Raw genomic sequence first — 18,725 nt, forward strand, 5'->3', positions numbered from 1 at the left:
CGGTAAAACGCTAGGTGAAAAAGAAACGTTACAGTAACGCCAATTGACGCTGCACGGGGGCAAAGCTACGGCGATGTTCGGCTAAGGGCCCGTGAACCGCAAGCGCCGATAGGTGCTCTTTGGTCGGATAGCCTTTATGGCGTGCAAACCCATACTCAGGATAGTGCATATCCAGAGCAACCATCTGGGCGTCGCGGGCAACCTTGGCCAAAATAGACGCCGCCGCAATGGCCTGGTGACGAGCGTCACCTTTAACCACGGCTTGGCCGGGCAGCGCATGACCCGGCAGTCGGTTACCGTCCACCAGCAGGTACTCGGCCGCCGGGGCAAGGCCATCGATGGCGCGGCGCATGGCTAAATGCGTGGCATGATAAATATTGAGCTGGTCGACCTCGGCGGCGCTGGCCTCTGCCACGGTGAATGCCAGCGCCCGCTCGCGAATCAATATATCTAGCGCCTCGCGCTTGCGCGCCGTGAGCTTTTTGGAATCAGTTAGCCCATCAATGGGCCTCGCAGAGTCGAGGATCACGGCGGCGGCCACCACGCTGCCCACCAGCGGGCCTCTGCCCACTTCATCCACTCCCGCCAAGCGCGCACCGGCATAGTCAATCTGTAGCGGTGGGTAAGCGCTCGGATTAACGGCCATTGGCATCGCCTTGCGGTGTTTCCAGCGGTTGATCAGCCACTAGGGCGTCAATGGCGTCCGCCGCACGGCGGCTCGCATGACGCTGAAGTGTTTGATGCATCGACGCAAAACGGGCTTCCAGCGCGTGTCGTCCAGCCTCATCGGTCAATAGCGTGCCCAACTGCTCGGCAATCGTCTCAGGCGTGGCGGCATCTTGAATTAACTCAGGCACTAGGGTTTCTTGAGCAATCAAGTTGGGCAACGACACCCACTGGGTTTTAACCAATCGCTTGGCTAACCAGTGGGTAAGCGGGGCCATTTTATAGGCCACCACCATAGCGCGATGGCACAGCATGGCTTCGAGTGCTGCAGTACCTGACGCCAGCAACACGGCGTCGCTGGCAACCATTGCCTCCCGGGCTTGGCCGTCGAGTAATACCACGCGCTCGCCAAGTGCCGGGTAGGCTTGTAAAAGCTGGTCAATTTCATTGCGCCGCTGTGTGCTGGCCGCAGGAATCACCACTTGCAGCGCGCTATGCTGTTGGCAAAGCTGTTCAGCCGCTTGTAAAAAAGTCGCACCTAAAAAGCGGATTTCATTGCCTCTTGAGCCGGGCAGCATCGCCAGTACCGGCGCCTGCTCATCCAGGCCAAGCGCTTGGCGAGTGCTTAAGCGGTCATTTTCCAGGGGTAACTCATCGGCTAACGGATGGCCGACAAAGGCAACCGGCACATGGTGGCGGCGATAAAAGGCGGCTTCGAACGGCAGCAGCGTCAACATGCCGTCAACGGCTTTAGCAATTTTCTTGACTCGCCCTTGCCGCCACGCCCAGACCGAGGGGCTGACATAATGCGCTGTTTTAATGCCCGCCTCACGCAGCTGTTTTTCAAGGCCAATGTTAAAGTCGGGCGCGTCAATCCCAATCATGATATCGGGCTGCCAAGCGGTAGCTTCCTCGCGCAGCGTGCGGCGTACGCGAATCAGTCCAGGTAGGTGCTTAATGACTTCGACCAGGCCCATGATTGAGAGGGTCTCAAGGGGAAAGCGGCTAGTGAGGCCTTGAGCTTCCATACGCGGGCCGCCGATACCGCGAAATTCAATGGCCGGATGGCGCGCGCTTAGTTCACGCATCAGCCCCGCACCGAGAATATCGCCGGAAAGCTCGCCTGCCACTAGATATACGCGTTGAAGCTTCATGTAAGTACCCGCCGGTTAGCGGATAATGCCGCGTGTTGAGCGCTCGATGGAATCAGCAAAATGGGACACTTCAGGTAGCGGAAACTGACGGCGCATTTCGGCAAGTGCCTGCTCCACCGTCAAGCCCTGGCGATACACCAGTTTGTAGGAAGCGCTCAGGGCGTTAATGGCTTCACTGCTGAAACCGCGTCGCCTCAAGCCAACAAGGTTAAGGCCGCGAGCTTCTGCAGGATTACCGTTGATCATCACGTAAGCAGGCGTGTCTTTGGTAATAATCGAGCCGCCACCCGCCATCGCATGGTCACCAAAATGACAAAACTGATGGACCGCCGCCAACCCGCCCAGAATAGCAAAATTGCCTACCGTCACGTGACCTGCCAGCGTTGCTTGATTCGCCAGAATACAGTCATCTCCAATCACGCAGTCGTGACCGACGTGTACGTAGGACATCAACAAGTTACGCGAACCAATGGTGGTTTCCCCTCGGTCCTGAACCGTACCGCGATGCAGCGTTGCACCTTCACGGATGACATTATCGTCGCCCATTACCAAACGCGTCGGCTCACCGGCGTACTTTTTATCCTGGCAATCCTCGCCCACGGAGGCGAACTGAAAAATACGTGTGCGCTCACCCAATGTCGTCGGGCCTTTGACTACCACGTGAGGGCCAATCACTGAGCCCGCACCGATGGTGACATCCGGGCCGATTACACTAAAGGGGCCCACCTCTACGTCGTCGGCAAGCCACGCGGTGGGGTCAACAAGGGCAGTAGGATGTATCAAGCTACTTTCCTCTCAGCACAAATAATTTCTGCTTCACAGGCGAGTTCACCATCCACCGTGGCCCGGCAGGCGAATTTCCAAATGCCTCGCTTACCGCGAATGACATTAGCCTCAAGCACTAGTTGGTCGCCGGGCATCACAGGGCGCTTAAAACGCACGTTATCACTACCGACCAAGTAATACACGTAACCATCGGCGGGGAGCTTATTGACCGTTTTAAAGCCCAGGATACCGCAGGCCTGGGCCAGCGCTTCTATCACTAGTACGCCCGGCATAATCGGATGATGGGGAAAATGGCCATTAAAAAATGGTTCGTTAATGCTAACGTTTTTGTACGCAACGATGGATTCGCCCTTGGTTAGCTGCGTTACCCGATCAACCAGCAAAAACGGGTAGCGGTGCGGCAAGTACTCGCGAATTTCGTTAATATCCATAACCATCGTAGCGACCTCTAAAAAGACAAAACACCTGTTACATCAGGCAAACATCGGCACTCGCGCCGATCAAAAGGCAGTGGATTATAACGCGCTGCTGGTGAGCCTCAACCGACCCACTGCCATATTCACACAGTCACGACTGATCGCGATGATTTTTTTCTAAGCGTGACAATCGCTTAGCTATGTCATCAAGCTGTTTAAAACGAACGGCATTTTTACGCCATTGGGCGTTGGTCATAGCCCCGGTGCCGGATGAATAAATCCCAGGCTTATGGATAGAGTTGGTCACCAGGCTCATCCCGGTCACCTGGACACCGTCACAAATCGTCAGATGGCCGGCAATCCCCACACCGCCACCCAACATACAATGGCGCCCCACATGGGTAGAGCCCGCGATGCCGGCACACCCCGCTAACGCACTGTGATCACCTACCGTTACGTTATGGGCAATCTGTACTTGGCTGTCGATCTTCACGTCGTTACCGATGACGGTGTTACCCAGCGAGCCCCGGTCGATGCTTGAGCAACTGCCAACTTCCACATCATCGCCGAGCACGACACCGCCCAACTGAGCAATTTTATGCCACTGGCCGCCATCGTGGGCAAAACCAAATCCATCCCCGCCAATCACGCAGCCACTTTGTAAAATGACCCGCTGGCCAATGACGACGCCATGGCAGACAGTCACATTGGCATGTAACCGGCTATGATCGCCCACCACGCTATCGGCACCCACGACGCTACCTGCGCCAACCACTACGCCATCACCTAACACCACACCTTCTTCAATCACCGCATTAGCCTGAACGCTGACGCCTTCCCCCAGCGACGCACTCTCTGCGACCACGGCGCTGGGGTGGATTCCCGTCACATCCCGGGCGGGGAGCGGATCAAAAAGCTGGGACAGCTTGGCATAACCCAAATAGGGATTGTCTATCTCCAAACGGGCCACAGGGCAGCTTTTGCCGTGTTCGGGATGAAGCAGAACGGCTGCAGCTTGGGTTACGGCCAAGTCTTTCAGGTAAGCACGGTTCGCCAAAAAAGCCACCTGGTCGGACTTGGCTTCTTTCAGCGTTGCCAATCCCCTGATGGACTGGCTCCCGTCGCCCTCAAAGGCAACGTTCAAATGGCGGGCGATCTCCGCCAGCGTTAGGTCGTGAGAAGCGTGAGTCATGGGTGGCCAAAGAACCTTTGGCGCGGCAGAGCCGCACCGATCATTATGGGTATTTTAGTTAAGCGAGTTAAAAATCTGCGTCACTTCTTCCGTCACGTTGGGTAGGTCCCTGGAGGAATGCAGCACGCCTTGGGGCTCAACCAAGACTTCAATACCATGGCGATCAATCACCTGATCTACCGCCTGCTCCAGCTTGGGTTCTGCGCCTTCCAAAAACTGTTGCTCTGAGCGCTGTTGGGCCTGACCTATTTCCTGACGCAACTGCTCGAAGCGGTTGCCTTTCTCCTGCAGTTCGGCAATCAACGACTCGCGCTCGGCTTCAGGCATCGCATCGCCTTCATTCTGTAAGCGTTCCTGCAAGCCCTGCAGCTCGTTGCCAAGGCTTTCAGCTTCGCGTTGTTGATCGCCAATCTCGCCTTCCAGCTGGCTGATGGATGATTGGGCAGACTCGCTATTCATCAACGCTGCACGCCAGTCAAGCACAGCCACTTCGTCTGCTTGCGCCTGTGCTGATAACACCATGGCACCCAACAGACAAACGACCCCAGTGAGCTTACGCATGGTAGTAACTCCTTTTTTGTAAAGCTGGCGCGCCCCATGAGGCGCGCGTCAATACGTTAGAATGACTGGCCTAACGAGAACTGGAAGAACTGGGTATCATCCCCGGTCTCATCATTCAATGGCTCGGCCACCGCAAAGGTCAGCGGACCCACTGGCGTCAGCCAGGATAAGCCCACCCCGGCGCTGTAGCGCAGATCGCCCAGGTCGACGCCGGAGTCACACTGCTGCCGACTGGCGTCTTCATCCAGCACATCGTAGCAGGATGACAAGAACGTATTACCCGCATCTAAGAACAACGATGCTTGCAAAGAGTTCTGATCCTCTACAAACGGAAGCGGGAAAATCACTTCGGCGCTACCTTCAACCAGCACGTTACCGCCCATGGTGCGATCTCGACCGCCTTCCTGTCCGGGAGTGGTCCGCTGCCCTAAGGTATTGGACGTAAACCCGCGCACCGAGCCTAGACCGCCGGCGTAGAAGTTCTCGTAGAACGGATAAGGGTCATCTCCCACCGAGTCGGCATAGCCTACATCACCGGTAAATTTCAGTGACCACGCATCATTGAGCGCGAACAATTGCTGCGCTCGGGCGCTGGCTTTGTAGTATTGCGTGTCGCTGCCAGGTGCACCGGCTTCAATGGCTACACGCTGATAATTACCCGCCGTGGGCATGATGCCGCGGTTGAGATTATTACGTGTCCAGTTGGCGTTAAGCTTCAGGGTTTGTGCATTATCGCCCTCATCCTCGACATAACGACGAATTTCAGATGCGGTGTCAAAATAGGTTTTGACAGTAATATCTTCGACGCTAGCACCAAAGTTCAGCCGCGATAGTTCACTGATGGGGTAGCCGAAGTCGATACCCGCGCCAAACGCATCCGTGGAGTAGGTCGAGATATCGGAATCTTCGTAGTCAGTTTCGCGATAGAAGACATCATAACCACGCGAGATGCCGTCCAGCGTCCAATAGGGATCGGTAAAACCGAAGTTGACGCTGGTGAAAGTGTCACTACGCTGAGCGCCAACATTGACGCGGTTACCGGTGCCCAGGAAGTTGTTCTGGGACAATGCCGCCCCGTAGATCACCCCGGCGCTTTGCGAGAACCCGACGCTAGCGGAGACGGAACCCGACGGCTGCTCCTCAACGTTATAAGTGACATCCAACTTGTCCGACTCGCCAGGCACCTGTTCGGTATCGACTTCGACTTGGCTGAAAAAGCCTAGCCGCTCAAGGCGTTGACGCGACTGGGTAATCGAGTCCGTGGAGGCGGGTGCGCCTTCCATCTGGATCATTTCGCGGCGCAGCACTTCGTCTTCTGTGGTCGTGTTGCCGATAAACTCGATACGCCGCACATAGGCACGCTGCCCTGGATCGACGTTAATCACCAGATCGACCGTTTCACCATCATCCGATACCTCGGGCACTCCCTCGACATCGGCGAAGGCAAAGCCTTCCGCGCCCAGACGCTGGCGCAGCGCTTCAGTTGACGCATTGAGCTCCTGACGCGAAAAGATTTCACCGCGCTCAATGGTCAATAGATCCTGAGCTTCTTGTTCACCGATTTCTAAATCGCCGGCGAAGCGAACATCGCCAACGCGGTACTGCTCGCCCTCGTCGACATTGAGGGTAATGAAGATTTCTGATTTATCAGCCCCGATCGATACTTGGGTCGAGGTCACGTCGAAATTAACGTAGCCGCGGTCCAAGTAGTAAGACCGTAAACGCTCAATATCTCCGCCCAGCGCTTCACGGGAATACTCATCGTTGGAAAACCAGCCAAACAAAAAGCCTGGGCGGTCTTCGAGCTCGAAAAGATCCAGCAGCGTTTCATCGTCGAAGTCTTCGTTACCGACAATATTGATTTGACGGATTTTAGCCACTTCGCCTTCGTTGATATCGATATCGACGCGCACCTGCCCCTCATCGACTTCCTCGACGTTGGTCTCGATGCCTGCGCTGTAACGGCCCTGAGCTTGATAAACCCCCTCCAGCTCGCGCTCCATTTCTTCGAGCGTTGAGAGCTGAAGCACCTGGCCTTCTTCAATCCCGGCCTCGGTCAGCCCCTTGCGCAAATCATCTTCCGCAATTTGCTCGTTACCGTCGATATTCAACTGGGCGATAGTGGGACGCTCGACAACCTGAACCACTAGCACGTCGCCTTCCCGCTCCAGCGATACGTCTTCAAACAATCCGGTTTCGAAGAGTTCCCGTGACGCTGCCGCCAGCTCGCTCTCGCTGACCCGGTCATTGGCGTTCACAGGAAACGCATTAAAGACCGAGGCGGCGGAAACCCGCTGCAGTCCTTCAACACGAATGTCCGAAACTTCAAAGGATTGTGCTTGGGCACCGCTGGCACCTGCCAGCAAAAGTACCGCCATTCCAAAGGTCTTGATTTTCATGCAATCATTTCGCTCGCGTTGGTCTGCCTATGCATTCAAACAGGCACCATATACATTTGTGCAGGCAGATGACAAGGCATCCTAGGCACTACACGCGTCGTTACCAGAGGCGCATCAGATCAAAATACAGGGCCATCAGCATCAGAGTGCCGACCATAGCAAGCCCGATACGTAGGCCTATGGCTTGGGTTTGCTCGGAGACCGGCCGTCCGCGCACGACCTCCAAGAAATAATAAACTAGGTGGCCGCCATCCAATACGGGGATCGGCAGCAAATTCAACACCCCAAGGCTAATAGAAAGATACGCTAGAAAACCCACAAATGCTTCCAGACCCGCCCGAGCAGAATCACCGGAAACCTGTGCAATGGTAATCGGGCCTGACAGGTTAGACGGCGATATCAACCCCACCAGCATCTTACGAATGGCGTCGACGGTCAGCAATGTCATATCTGCCGTACGCGACAGCGACTGCCCGACAGCCTCAATCGGGCCATAGCGTATCTCACGCTGAAATTCTTCAGGCCAAGCAACAGGCTCTGCACCGGCCCCAATGTAACCAATTTCAACGCCTGTCTCCAGGGTATTGCGGCCAGGCGTTAAGTTTGTGCTTTGTCGTTCGCCATCACGCTCAAACTCGACCGTCAAGGTTTCGCCGGGGCTGCCTCGAATGACATTGACAAACGCCATCCAGTCAGCAATGGACTGGTCATCCACCGCAATAATTTGATCGCCCACCTGTAAGCCAGCCTCGGCGGCTGCCTGATCGTCGATCACTTGACCCAGCGTGGCGGGCACATCGGGCTGCCAAGGGGTTAAGCCCAGCGTTTCCAACGGCTGAGGCGGATCCTGGCGGGTCAAATAATCGCGCAGCGGTAGCTGATAAGTCGCTACGTTGCTTTCGTCCTCAGGTCGCGCCTCAATGGTTAGGTCGCCGCTGAAGCCAATCATCGAGATTAGCTTTAGATTGATTGCTTCCCAGTCGCTGACGGCTTCGCCCTGAATGGCAGTAATTTCATCGCCGTGAGCAAGTCCCGCTTCGGCGGCAGGGGAATCTGGCTCAGTGTCTCCCACCATCGGCGCGACTGCGGTCGTACCCACCACAAACAGAGCCCAATAGGCGACGATAGCTAACAAAAAGTTGGCGATAGGCCCCGCTGCGACCACCGCAATACGTTGCCATACACTCTTACGGTTAAACGCCTGATCAAGCTGATCGTCCGGTACCGGCGCTTCGCGTTCGTCGAGCATTTTGACATATCCGCCCAGCGGAATAGCGGCAACGACAAACTCGGTTCCATGGCGATCCACCCGAGACCAAAGCGGCTTGCCAAAGCCTACGGAGAAACGCAGCACCTTGACCCCGCAGCGCCGCGCCACCCAAAAATGGCCGAATTCGTGGAAGGTGACCAATAGCCCCAACACCACGATTACCGCCAAAATGTTTTGTATCAGGCCCACAGGGTACTCCTCGATATGCTACTCAGCCTGGCTGAGATTAAGCGGACCAACGTTTCAGCCACCCAGCCGCACATTCCCTCGCGCACTGGTCAGCCCATAAAATAGTCTCAAGACTATCGGCACGCCCGTCGATGGGTGTCGATAGCGCCTCTTCGACCAATCGGCTGATTTCCAGAAAGCCCAGCCTGTGATTTAAAAAGGCATCGACCGCTACCTCATTGGCAGCATTAAGCACCACCGGGGCGAGGCCGCCAACGCGCATCGCCTCACGGGCAAGCGGCAAGCACGGGAAACGCACCTCATCCGCCGCCTCAAAGTCCAGCCGCGCCACTTGAAATAGATCCAGCGCTTCGACGCCCGCGTCGATGCGCTCAGGCCATGCCAGCCCGTAAGCGATGGGCGTACGCATATCCGGATTGCCTAACTGGGCAAGCACCGAGCCGTCCTGGTAGGCCGCCATCGAGTGAATCACGCTTTGCGGATGCACAACGATCTGGATCTGATCGGGGCGGGCATCAAACAGCCAGCAAGCCTCAATTAGCTCAAGCCCTTTATTCATTAACGTGGCGCTATCCACCGATATCTTGCGTCCCATGGACCAGTTGGGATGTGCACACGCTTGCTCCGGAGTCACCTGGGCGATCGCCGCCTCACTCCAGGTGCGAAAAGGCCCACCGGAAGCAGTAAGGAGTAGCTGAGAGATACCGTGTTGTGCCAAGCCACCACGATGTTCGGTGGGTAGACACTGGTAGATAGCATTATGTTCGGAATCAATCGGTAACAGTGTCGCCCCCGAGCGCGCCACAGCCTGCATAAATAGCGCGCCGCTCATCACCAGCGCTTCCTTGTTGGCCAGCAGTACGCGCTTGCCCGCCTCTGCCGCCGCAAGCGAGGGCAGCAAACCCGCCGCTCCTACAATGGCCGCCATGACAATGTCGACGCTGGCATCACGGGCCACATCACAAAGCGCCTCAGCCCCCACCAGAACCTCGGTGGGCTGATTCGCTCGCCCCAACTCCGCGCGAAGCCAACCGGCATCAGCTTCGTTGGAGAGGACCGCGACGGCAGGACGAAAGGTGAGGCATTGGGCGAACAGAGCCTCTTTGGAAGTGTGCGCAGTTAGCGCATGGACTTGGTAGCGATCAGGGTGACGTGCGACCACATCAAGCGTGCTGGTGCCAATCGAGCCGGTAGAGCCCAGCACCGTGACACGCTGAATAGCTAACGACGTCATAGACCCAGCACCTGTAAGTAAAGTAGCGCAAACAGAGGAATCGCCGCCGTTAGACTATCCACACGATCAAGCACGCCGCCATGCCCCGGCAGCAGTTGGCTGGAATCTTTAATGTTGCGGTAACGTTTGAGCATGCTCTCAAGCAAATCGCCCAACACGGAAACCAACGTTACCAACAGGGTAATGACCACCAGTAGGACGCTATTAGCAAGCCCCAGCGAAAGTCCTAGTGAAAACCCTACGGCCAGCAGGGCCGTCGCTGCCATACCACCAAACACGCCTTCCCAGGATTTGCCTGGACTAACGCGAGGAGCCAGCTTGCGCTTGCCCCAGCGACGCCCGGCAAAGTAGGCCCCAATGTCAGCTGTCCAAACTAGCAGCAACACAAACAGCAGCCATAACGCGCCTATTTCGCGCAGAAGATTAAAACCGACCCAGCAGGGCAACAGCACCCATAGCCCCATTAATAAGCGCACTAGAGGGGTGTGCCATTGCGACGTTAAGGCCGGGTAGCGAGTGACCCAGACAAAATTAACCAGCCAACCCGCTGCGGCCAACCATAGCGGCCACACAGCGAGCACTGCATGGGTGAACCACATCACCAGCATCAAGGCGGCACAGCCCGCTACAAGTGCTGCACGCTTGAACGGCTGCCTCACGCCTGCCAGGTTGGTCCACTCCCATGCCCCCACCAGCATGAACAAGGCTGTGAAGAGAGCAAAACTGGCACCTTGCAGACCAAACAAGCCGATCAACACCAAAGGTGCTAGCCAGACGGCGGTTATCACTCGCTGTTTAAGCACCCTGGGCCTCTAATTGTTCGTCTGTCATGCCAAAGCGGCGCTGTCGCTGACAAAAGTCATCCAGCGCCTCGTCGAACGCCTCCGCATGAAAGTCGGGCCATAACAGCGGCGAAAAATGCAGTTCGGCGTAAGCTAACTGCCAGAGCATAAAATTCGACAGCCGCTGTTCGCCACTCGTGCGGATGCACAAATCTACGGGGGGGACATAGGTGCCGCCGCCCATAGCTTGATCCATTTGCACTTCATCAATGGCGGACGGAGAGATATCACCTGCGACTGCTTGCTCAGCCAAGCGCCGAGCGGCCTGGGCGATGTCCCAATGGCCGCCATAGTTCGCCGCAATCACCAGGTGCATACCTGAGTTGTTGGCGGTCAGCGACTCAGCGCGTTGAATTTGCTTTTGAATGGCATGGGAAAAGCCACGTTGCTCGCCGATAATCGACAAACGGATATTACGCTCGTGAAGTTTTTTAACTTCACGCTTGAGCGCCATCAAAAAAAGCTCCATCAGCGCATTTACTTCAGCGGCTGGGCGCTTCCAGTTTTCACTCGAGAAGGCGAACAGGCTGAGCGTTTCGACCCCACGCTCGGCCGCACGCTGAATAACCGCCCTGACGGCCTCTACCCCTGCACGGTGCCCTCGAGCACCTGAAAGACCGCGTGCACGAGCCCAGCGATTATTTCCGTCCATAATAATCGCCACATGGGACGGCACCGGATCCTGCGCGGCCTCGCGCACGTTGGCATCGTCCGGGCGTTGTCCGGGGAGCTGCGGTGACGTCATGAATGCTTACACCAAAGATCAATCATAGAAAAGCCAATCATGGATGGCTGAGCGGGCAGCGCTGCTGCCCGCGGCGTGAACAGCCGATCTTACACCTGCATCAAATCCTGCTCTTTTGCTGCAAGCGCTTTGTCAATTTCGGCAATATATTTATCGGTCAGCTTTTGGATCTCGTCCTCACCCTGGCGCTGATCGTCTTCGGTAATGTCTTTATCTTTTAACAGTGACTTAAAATCACCGTTGGCGTCGCGGCGGACATTACGTACTGCAACCCGGGCATGTTCAGCTTCGCTGCGCGCTTGCTTGATGTAACCCTTACGCGTTTCTTCCGTCAGCATCGGCATCGGCACACGAATCACGTTGCCCGCACTGGCCGGATTCAAACCCAGGTCAGACGTCATGATGGCCTTTTCGATTTTCTGCACCATGCTCTGTTCCCAGGGCGCAATCGTCAGCGTACGCGCATCTTCAACGTTCACTGAAGCCACCTGATTAAGCGGCACCTGTCCGCCGTAATATTCAACGGTTACCGCATCTAAAATGCTCGGATGGGCACGCCCGGTACGAATCTTGTTGAAGTTACTATGCAGCGCCTCAACGCTTTTTTTCATGCGAGACTCTGCATCTTTCTGAATGTCATTAATCACGTCGTTACCCTCTGTCTATCAGCGTGCCTTCCTTGCCCCCAACTACTAAATTTAGCAGGGCGCCAGGCTTGTTCATATCAAACACCCGCACCGGCATATCATGGTCACGTACCAGGCAGATAGCGGTCAAATCCATAACACCAAGCTTTTGATCGAGCGCATCATCGTAGGAAAGCTGGTCATACTTGACGGCGTCTGGGTATTTCACTGGGTCTTTATTGTAAACCCCGTCGACCTTGGTGGCTTTAATTACCACGTCAACATCGACCTCAATTCCTCGCAGGCAGGCGGCGGAGTCTGTGGTAAAAAACGGATTCCCCGTACCGGCTGAAAACAGCACAACATCGCCCGAAGTAAGATAACGGATTGCTGTGCGCCGGTCATAGTGCTCGACAACCCCACTCATGGGAATCGCCGACATCACCCGCGAGCGAATATTGGAACGTTCCAGCGCGTCACGCATCGCCAGGGCATTCATCACCGTGGCAAGCATGCCCATATGATCACCGGTCACGCGGTCCATACCGGCTTCGTTCAACGCCGCACCGCGAAATAAGTTACCGCCACCGATGACGATACCCACTTGAACGCCAATACCCACTAGCTGGCCAATTTCCAGCGCCATACGATCCAGCACCTTCGGGTCAATACCAAAGTCATGATCCCCCATCAGCGCTTCGCCAGACAGCTTAAGTAAAATACGCTTGTATTTTGACTTGGAACCGTCGGTTTTCGATTTGCTAGACAAAGAGGCAAGCGGTTCTTGATCATCGCGCGACATGGCAATTCTCCTAGGGCAGACCTTAGCGCCGACAAGCGGCATCACCCCTTTTATTATGCAGGGGCCGGATACGCGAAGGCGTGCGCTTGCGCGCACGCCAACCTACAGCTGGAATCTCTGACCTTAGTGACGGCCAGCCTGTTCCATAACTTCTTTAGCGAAGTCGACTTCTTCTTTCTCGATGCCTTCGCCCACTTCAAAGCGAGTAAAACCAACCACCTCGCCACCGGCCGCTTTTACAAACTCGGCAACCGTCTGGTTGGGGTCTTTGACGAATGGCTGCTCGGTCAGGCTGTTTTCGGCAAGGTACTTCTTGAGGCGGCCCTGCACCATTTTTTCAGCGATCTGTTCCGGTTTACCGGCCATATCAGGCTGCGCCAGGATAATCGCTTTTTCTTTATCCAGCTCTTCCTGGGGCATGTTTTCCGGATGGGCAACCGAAGGATTGATGGCGGCTACGTGCATGGCAACATCCTTTGCCACCTCGGCATCGCCACCCTTAAGAACGGTCAACACGCCAATACGGCCACCATGAACGTACTCACCAACCGTGCCACCGTCAGCGGCATCGACGACAACCGCACGACGCACGCCAATGTTCTCGCCGATTTTCTGTACCAACTGCTCACGAGCGGTCTCAAGATCGCCGGCCATCACAGCGGCAACGTCTTCGCTTTTAGCGGCGAAGAAGGCGTCGGCAATTTTGTCGGCAAACGCAATGAAGTTGTCATCGCGAGCCACAAAGTCGGTCTCGGAGTTGATTTCCACCATGACGCCGTAGCTGCCGTTGTCGGCAACGCGGGTCACGACGGCACCTTCCGCAGCGGTGCGGCCGGCTTTTTTCGCGGCTTTTAGGCCCGAGCTCTTACGCAGGTTTTCGATCGCAACCTCGATGTCACCACCTGCTTCGGTGAGTGCTTTTTTACACTCCATCATGCCCAAGCCGGTACGTTCGCGAAGTTCTTTAACCTGAGAGGCGCTGATAGCTGCCATGAGATTTCACCTCTGAAATGGTTCTAGCTGAGAGTTAAACACCTACAGAGCATAACGACGGTAAATGACCGAATTATCTCACTCTGCATGGCGCTGCCAACGTTGATGTCGGCCCAAGACTGCCCACTCCAAGCATTCACCCAAAGCGGGAAAAAGGGGGCCCAGGCCCCCTCTTAAGTGATACGGCACCAGCAACGATACCGCATCGGCCACCGGCTTACTCGGCGGCAGCGCTGCTGTCGGCGTCAGCGGCTTCTTCAGTTTCTGTCACTTCGACAAACTCGTCGGGGCGACCTTCTTTAGAACGACCACAGGCATCGGCAATCGCTTTTACGTAAATCTGGATAGCGCGGATGGAATCATCGTTGCCTGGAATCACGTAATCAACGCCATCGGGGTTGGAGTTGGTATCCACCACGCCGATAACCGGAATGCCCAGCTTGTTGGCTTCGTTGATCGCGATACGCTCGTGGTCAACGTCAATCACGAACATGGCATCCGGCAGGCCGCCCATGTTCTTGATACCACCAATAGAGCGCTCAAGCTTGTCCTGCTCACGCGTCGCCATCAAGACTTCTTTCTTAGTCAGCTTTTCGAACGTGCCGTCTTCGCGCATGGTTTCTAGCTCACGCAGACGCTTGATGGACTGACGAATGGTCTTGAAGTTGGTCAGCATGCCACCCAACCAGCGATGGTTGACGAACGGCTGGCTAACGCGATTGGCTTCTTCTTTAATAATCTTGCTAGCGCTGCGCTTGGTGCCAACAAACAAAATTTTGTTGTTGGATGCCGCCATCTTCTCGACCACGTCGATCGCTTCATTAAGCGCCGGCAGTGTGTGCTCAAGGTTGATGATGTGAATCTTGTTGCGCGCGCCGAAGATAAACTTGCCCATCTTCGGATTCCAGTACTTGGTCTGGTGGCCGAAGTGAGCGCCTGCTTTGAGCAGGTCACGCATATTAACGTGAGACATGGTAAAACTCCTGAAACTCGGGTTAGGCCTCCACGCACCCCATGGATCCGACCATTGACAGCGTTAGACGCTGCCAGCGGCACCCGGGACCATGTGCCGGTGCATGTGTGTTTTCAAGGCTTGCTGTTCAATACCGCAAGGTTACCCGCCCGTAAGCGGCGCAATGCCTGCGGTGCCGTGATAACGCTTTGATGCTTCTTCAACCTCGACAACCTGAAGATTGCAGCGGATGACGATTGCAGGAAAGCGCGCGGCTTTATACCATAGATCATCGTTAAGATGAAGCCGTCATCCGTTCAGCGGGCCTTTTATTGCCGCTCAACTTGCCATTCTGAGTCAACATCGAGAATCCATGAACGTTCCCATTAAAACGCCTTCTGAAATCGACAAAATGCGCAACGCTGGTCGCCAGGCGGCCAGCGTCATCGAGATGATCACCCCCCACGTCCAGGCGGGCATCAGCACCGGCGAAATCGACCGGTTGTGTCATGAGTATATCGTCAACGAGCTAGGCTCCACCCCTGCTCCCCTTAACTACCACGGCTTCCCTAAAGCGACCTGCACGTCGATCAACCACGTGGTTTGTCATGGCATTCCCGACGACGCCAAAAAGCTCAAAAAAGGCGACATCATGAACTTAGATATCACTGTGCGGACGGCCGACGGCTACCACGGTGACTCCAGCGTGATGTTCGTGATCGGCGACACTATTCAAGGCGAACGGCTGTGCCGCATTACCCAGGAATGCCTGTATAAAAGCATTGAGCTTGTCAAGCCAGGCGTGCGCCTTTCTGAACTTGCCCGCGTGATTCAAAAGCACGCCGAAACCAGCGGTTACTCCGTCGTCCGCGACTTCTGTGGCCACGGGATCGGGGCTGAATTTCACGAAGATCCCCAGTTCCTGCATTACGACGGCTACGCACCGGGGGCTGACATTAGCCTTGAAGCAGGCATGTGTTTCACCATCGAGCCAATGATTAACGTTGGCGACTACAAAACCAAGGTGTTGCGCGACGGCTGGACGGCGATCACCAAAGACCGCAGCCTGTCGGCGCAGTGGGAGCACACGCTATTGGTCACCGACACCGGCGTTGACGTGCTGACCGCACGCAGCGACGAAGACTTCAGCTTTCTTGATCGCTGATGCTACTCCACCACTACCGGTTTGAACCGGACACCACTCTGTTTGATCTTGAGCTGTTTCGCACAGAGCTCGCCGGCTCACGCTCGCCGATTGCGCCGTTTAAAGCAGCGCTTGGGGAAATCCAGACGCGTTTGGACGATCGATTTCGCGCCGGCGCCGATATTCGCGACCTGGTGCGCGGCCGCGCTTGGTATTTAGACCAGTTGCTGTCCATCGCCTGGGAACAGCACGACTGGCCCGACGACAGCGTTGCTCTGGTCGCCGTGGGCGGTTACGGCCGCGGCGAACTGCACCCGCACTCGGACATCGACCTGCTATTACTGCTTGAGCACGACGATGACAGCCCCTACCGGGAACCGCTGACTGCTTTTATTACCTTCCTGTGGGATATTGGCCTGGAAATCGGCCACAGCGTACGCTCGCTTAATGACTGCGAGCGCGAAGCGGCCGCCGACGTCACGGTGATCACCAATCTGCTTGAATCGCGCCTGATTGCCGGCCCGGAATCGCTGCGCGACCAGATGCGCGAGCGATTGAGCGCCGAGCACATATGGCCCGCGGACCGTTTCTTCGAAGCCAAGTGGCAGGAGCAGATTGCGCGTCATTACCGTTACAACAACTCCGAATACCACCTGGAGCCGAACCTCAAAAGCTCTCCCGGCGGGCTGCGCGACATCCAGATGATCGGCTGGGTGGCCAAGCGCCACTTCGGCACCGAGCAGTACACCGACATCGTCGCCAACGGCTTTATGAACGATGCCGAACTGCGCATTTTAAGTCAGGGCCAAGCCTTTTTATGGCAGGTCCGCTACGCGCTACACATGCTCACCGACCGCGCCGAAGACCGCCTGCTGTTTGACCACCAGCGCACCATTGCCGAGATGTTTGGCTTTCGCGATACCCCCGAGCGCTTGGCGGTTGAGCAATTTATGAAGCGCTACTACCGGCATGTCACCGCACTTGCGGGCCTTAACGACATGCTGCTCCAGCACTTCGATGAAGTCATTTTACGCGGCAAAGAGGCGCTGGAAACGGTCAAGCTCAACGAGCGCTTTGAAACCAAGGGCGGCTATATTCAGGTGCGTTCGCGCAACCTGTTTCGCGAACAGCCAGCGGCCATGCTGGAACTGTTTTTACTGATGGCCAAGCACCCTGAAATCGAAGGCGTACGGGCCGACACCATCCGCCTAATTCGCGACCATCGTCACCAAATCGATGATCACTACCGGGACGAACCGCGCCATCAACGGCTGTTTATGGCCATCATGCGCGCACCGGGCAACGTACCTCGCCAGCTGCGGCGCATGAACCGCTACGGCATCCTCGGCAAATACCTCCCCGAGTTTGGCCGCGCGGTGGGCCTCATGCAGCATGATCTATTTCATATTTATACCGTGGATGCCCACACCCTGCGGCTGCTCAAGTTTTTGCACGGCTTCCGCAAACCCGACGCAAAAGACGACTTCCCGGTCGCGGCTGCATTGATGCAGCAGCTGCCTAAATTGGACCTGCTATGGATCACGGGCCTGTTTCACGATATCGGCAAGGGGCGCGGCGGCGACCACTCAGAAATCGGCGCCCGCGACGTCGAACAGTTTTGCCAGCGCCACCATGTTCCCCAGCACGACACCAAGCTCGTGAGCTGGCTGGTCGAGCATCACCTATTGATGTCAATGACCGCCCAAAAACGCGACATCAGCGACCCGGACGTGATTCGTGACTTTGCCATGGAGGTGCGCACCGAAACACGGCTGGACTATCTTTACGTTTTGACCGTCGCCGATATCAACGCCACTAACCCGACGCTTTGGAACGGCTGGCGGGCATCTCTTTTGCGTCAGCTGCACGCTGAAACCAAACGCGCCCTGCGGCGCGGGCTGAAGAACCCACCCGACCGCGACGACTGGGTGCGCGAAACGCGCACAGAAGCACGCTCGCTGCTACAAACGATTGGCATTGATGAAGCTGATATTGACCGGCTATGGGAATCGCTCGGCGAAGACTATTTCCTACAGTACGCACCCAGCGAAATCGTCTGGCAAACCCAGGGGATTCTTGCCCACCAGCCATCCCCACTGCCGCTGGTATTGATCAGCGCGCCCACGGCCGATATGGCCGAAGGCGGCACCAAGGTGTTTATCCACACCCGCTCGGTAGACGACCTGTTCGCGGCCACCGCCGCCGCCATGGAGCAGTTGGGGTTGTCGATTCACGACGCTCGCATTGCCACCTCAAACAACGACTGGACGCTCAATACCTTTATCGTGCTGGACAATCTGGGCCAGCCGATTCGCGACTCAGCGCGTATTGAAGAAATGCGTCAGCACCTGGTGGAAGAGTTGGACGACCCCGACGACTACCCCAATATCGTCACTCGGCACACGCCGCGCCAGCTCAAGCACTTCCGGGTCGCCACCGAGGTATTGATTGAGCAGGACCCCGCCAACGCCCGCACCCTGCTAGAGCTTAGCGCGCCGGACCGGCCGGGGCTTTTGGCACGCGTCGGGCGCATCTTTATGGAGCAGGATATTGCCCTATCAGCGGCCAAAATCGCCACCCTGGGCGAACGCGTTGAAGACGTGTTCTTTATCACCACCAAGGCGGGCGAGCCGCTCACCGACCCCGACCGCCAACAACAACTGCGCGAACGCTTGATTGAGGTGCTGGGGGTTTAAACCCCCTCATCGCTCCGGTGGATTTGAGCCGACAGCGGCGCTTGCCTATAATCGTCGG

General features: G+C 56.3%; 18 protein-coding genes. 3 read left to right on the top strand and 15 right to left on the bottom strand.

The genetic code is table 11. From position 1 onward, the window contains the following. Positions 1-28: 28 nt before the first annotated feature. The 15 genes from rnhB to rpsB form a co-directional block, all read right to left on the bottom strand. A complete protein-coding gene (rnhB, locus tag GA0071314_RS15470) occupies positions 29-646 on the bottom strand; it encodes a ribonuclease HII (RefSeq protein WP_074397475.1) in 618 nt (205 codons plus the stop codon). Beyond that, on the bottom strand, positions 636-1,820 hold the full coding sequence (gene lpxB, locus GA0071314_RS15475; protein WP_074397476.1) for a lipid-A-disaccharide synthase: 1,185 nt from the start codon (positions 1,818-1,820) through the stop codon (positions 636-638). Before lpxB ends, rnhB begins: the two co-directional genes overlap by 11 nt. Positions 1,821-1,835: 15 nt before the next feature. Next, positions 1,836-2,603 (bottom strand): acyl-ACP--UDP-N-acetylglucosamine O-acyltransferase, encoded by a 768-nt coding sequence (gene lpxA, locus GA0071314_RS15480; protein ID WP_074397477.1) that lies wholly within the window; start codon positions 2,601-2,603, stop codon positions 1,836-1,838. Then, positions 2,600-3,043, bottom strand: a complete 444-nt coding sequence (gene fabZ, locus GA0071314_RS15485; protein ID WP_074397478.1) for a 3-hydroxyacyl-ACP dehydratase FabZ — start codon at positions 3,041-3,043, stop codon at positions 2,600-2,602. Before fabZ ends, lpxA begins: the two co-directional genes overlap by 4 nt. A 130-nt stretch (positions 3,044-3,173) precedes the next feature. Beyond that, positions 3,174-4,214: a UDP-3-O-(3-hydroxymyristoyl)glucosamine N-acyltransferase gene (lpxD, locus tag GA0071314_RS15490; RefSeq protein ID WP_074397479.1), complete on the bottom strand. Its 1,041-nt coding sequence runs from the start codon at positions 4,212-4,214 to the stop codon at positions 3,174-3,176. A gap of 54 nt (positions 4,215-4,268) precedes the next feature. Next, on the bottom strand, positions 4,269-4,775 hold the full coding sequence (locus GA0071314_RS15495) for an OmpH family outer membrane protein (protein WP_074397480.1): 507 nt from the start codon (positions 4,773-4,775) through the stop codon (positions 4,269-4,271). Positions 4,776-4,831: 56 nt separating this feature from the next. After that, complete coding sequence (bamA, locus tag GA0071314_RS15500) at positions 4,832-7,174, bottom strand: outer membrane protein assembly factor BamA (RefSeq protein ID WP_442905896.1); 2,343 nt, start codon at positions 7,172-7,174, stop codon at positions 4,832-4,834. A 100-nt stretch (positions 7,175-7,274) separates the two neighbouring features. Then, positions 7,275-8,633: a sigma E protease regulator RseP gene (rseP, locus tag GA0071314_RS15505; protein WP_074397481.1), complete on the bottom strand. Its 1,359-nt coding sequence runs from the start codon at positions 8,631-8,633 to the stop codon at positions 7,275-7,277. 37 nt (positions 8,634-8,670) lie between these two features. Further along, entirely contained in the window at positions 8,671-9,867 is a 1,197-nt protein-coding gene (gene ispC / locus GA0071314_RS15510) for a 1-deoxy-D-xylulose-5-phosphate reductoisomerase (RefSeq protein ID WP_074397482.1), read from the bottom strand. Beyond that, complete coding sequence (locus GA0071314_RS15515) at positions 9,864-10,670, bottom strand: phosphatidate cytidylyltransferase (protein ID WP_074397483.1); 807 nt, start codon at positions 10,668-10,670, stop codon at positions 9,864-9,866. The genes ispC and GA0071314_RS15515 overlap by 4 nt, the downstream gene beginning before the upstream one ends. Beyond that, complete coding sequence (gene uppS, locus GA0071314_RS15520) at positions 10,663-11,454, bottom strand: polyprenyl diphosphate synthase (protein ID WP_074397484.1); 792 nt, start codon at positions 11,452-11,454, stop codon at positions 10,663-10,665. Before uppS ends, GA0071314_RS15515 begins: the two co-directional genes overlap by 8 nt. Positions 11,455-11,543: 89 nt before the next feature. After that, positions 11,544-12,101 (bottom strand): ribosome recycling factor, encoded by a 558-nt coding sequence (gene frr, locus GA0071314_RS15525; protein WP_074397485.1) that lies wholly within the window; start codon positions 12,099-12,101, stop codon positions 11,544-11,546. A 4-nt stretch (positions 12,102-12,105) separates the two neighbouring features. Continuing rightward, positions 12,106-12,882: a UMP kinase gene (pyrH, locus tag GA0071314_RS15530; protein ID WP_074397486.1), complete on the bottom strand. Its 777-nt coding sequence runs from the start codon at positions 12,880-12,882 to the stop codon at positions 12,106-12,108. A 123-nt stretch (positions 12,883-13,005) separates the two neighbouring features. Beyond that, a complete protein-coding gene (gene tsf, locus GA0071314_RS15535) occupies positions 13,006-13,875 on the bottom strand; it encodes a translation elongation factor Ts (RefSeq protein ID WP_074397487.1) in 870 nt (289 codons plus the stop codon). 217 nt (positions 13,876-14,092) lie between these two features. Then, the gene (rpsB, locus tag GA0071314_RS15540) at positions 14,093-14,848 is read right to left on the bottom strand and encodes a 30S ribosomal protein S2 (RefSeq protein WP_074397488.1); all 756 of its coding nucleotides are present in this window, start codon (positions 14,846-14,848) and stop codon (positions 14,093-14,095) included. Between the two features lie 54 nt (positions 14,849-14,902). On the opposite strand from rpsB, the gene GA0071314_RS19560 reads away from it, so the two are divergent. From GA0071314_RS19560 to GA0071314_RS15550, 3 genes are all read left to right on the top strand, one after another. Beyond that, positions 14,903-15,040 (top strand): hypothetical protein, encoded by a 138-nt coding sequence (locus GA0071314_RS19560; protein WP_156524128.1) that lies wholly within the window; start codon positions 14,903-14,905, stop codon positions 15,038-15,040. 160 nt (positions 15,041-15,200) lie between these two features. Then, positions 15,201-15,992 carry a type I methionyl aminopeptidase gene (gene map, locus GA0071314_RS15545; protein ID WP_074397489.1) on the top strand — a complete coding sequence of 264 codons (792 nt, stop codon included), beginning with the start codon at positions 15,201-15,203 and terminating at the stop codon, positions 15,990-15,992. Further along, positions 15,992-18,667: a [protein-PII] uridylyltransferase gene (locus GA0071314_RS15550; RefSeq protein WP_074397490.1), complete on the top strand. Its 2,676-nt coding sequence runs from the start codon at positions 15,992-15,994 to the stop codon at positions 18,665-18,667. Before map ends, GA0071314_RS15550 begins: the two co-directional genes overlap by 1 nt. The last annotated feature ends 58 nt before the right edge of the window (positions 18,668-18,725 follow it).

The sequence above is a fragment of the Halomonas sp. HL-93 genome (genome assembly GCF_900086985.1).
In the GTDB taxonomy this organism is placed as follows: domain Bacteria; phylum Pseudomonadota; class Gammaproteobacteria; order Pseudomonadales; family Halomonadaceae; genus Vreelandella.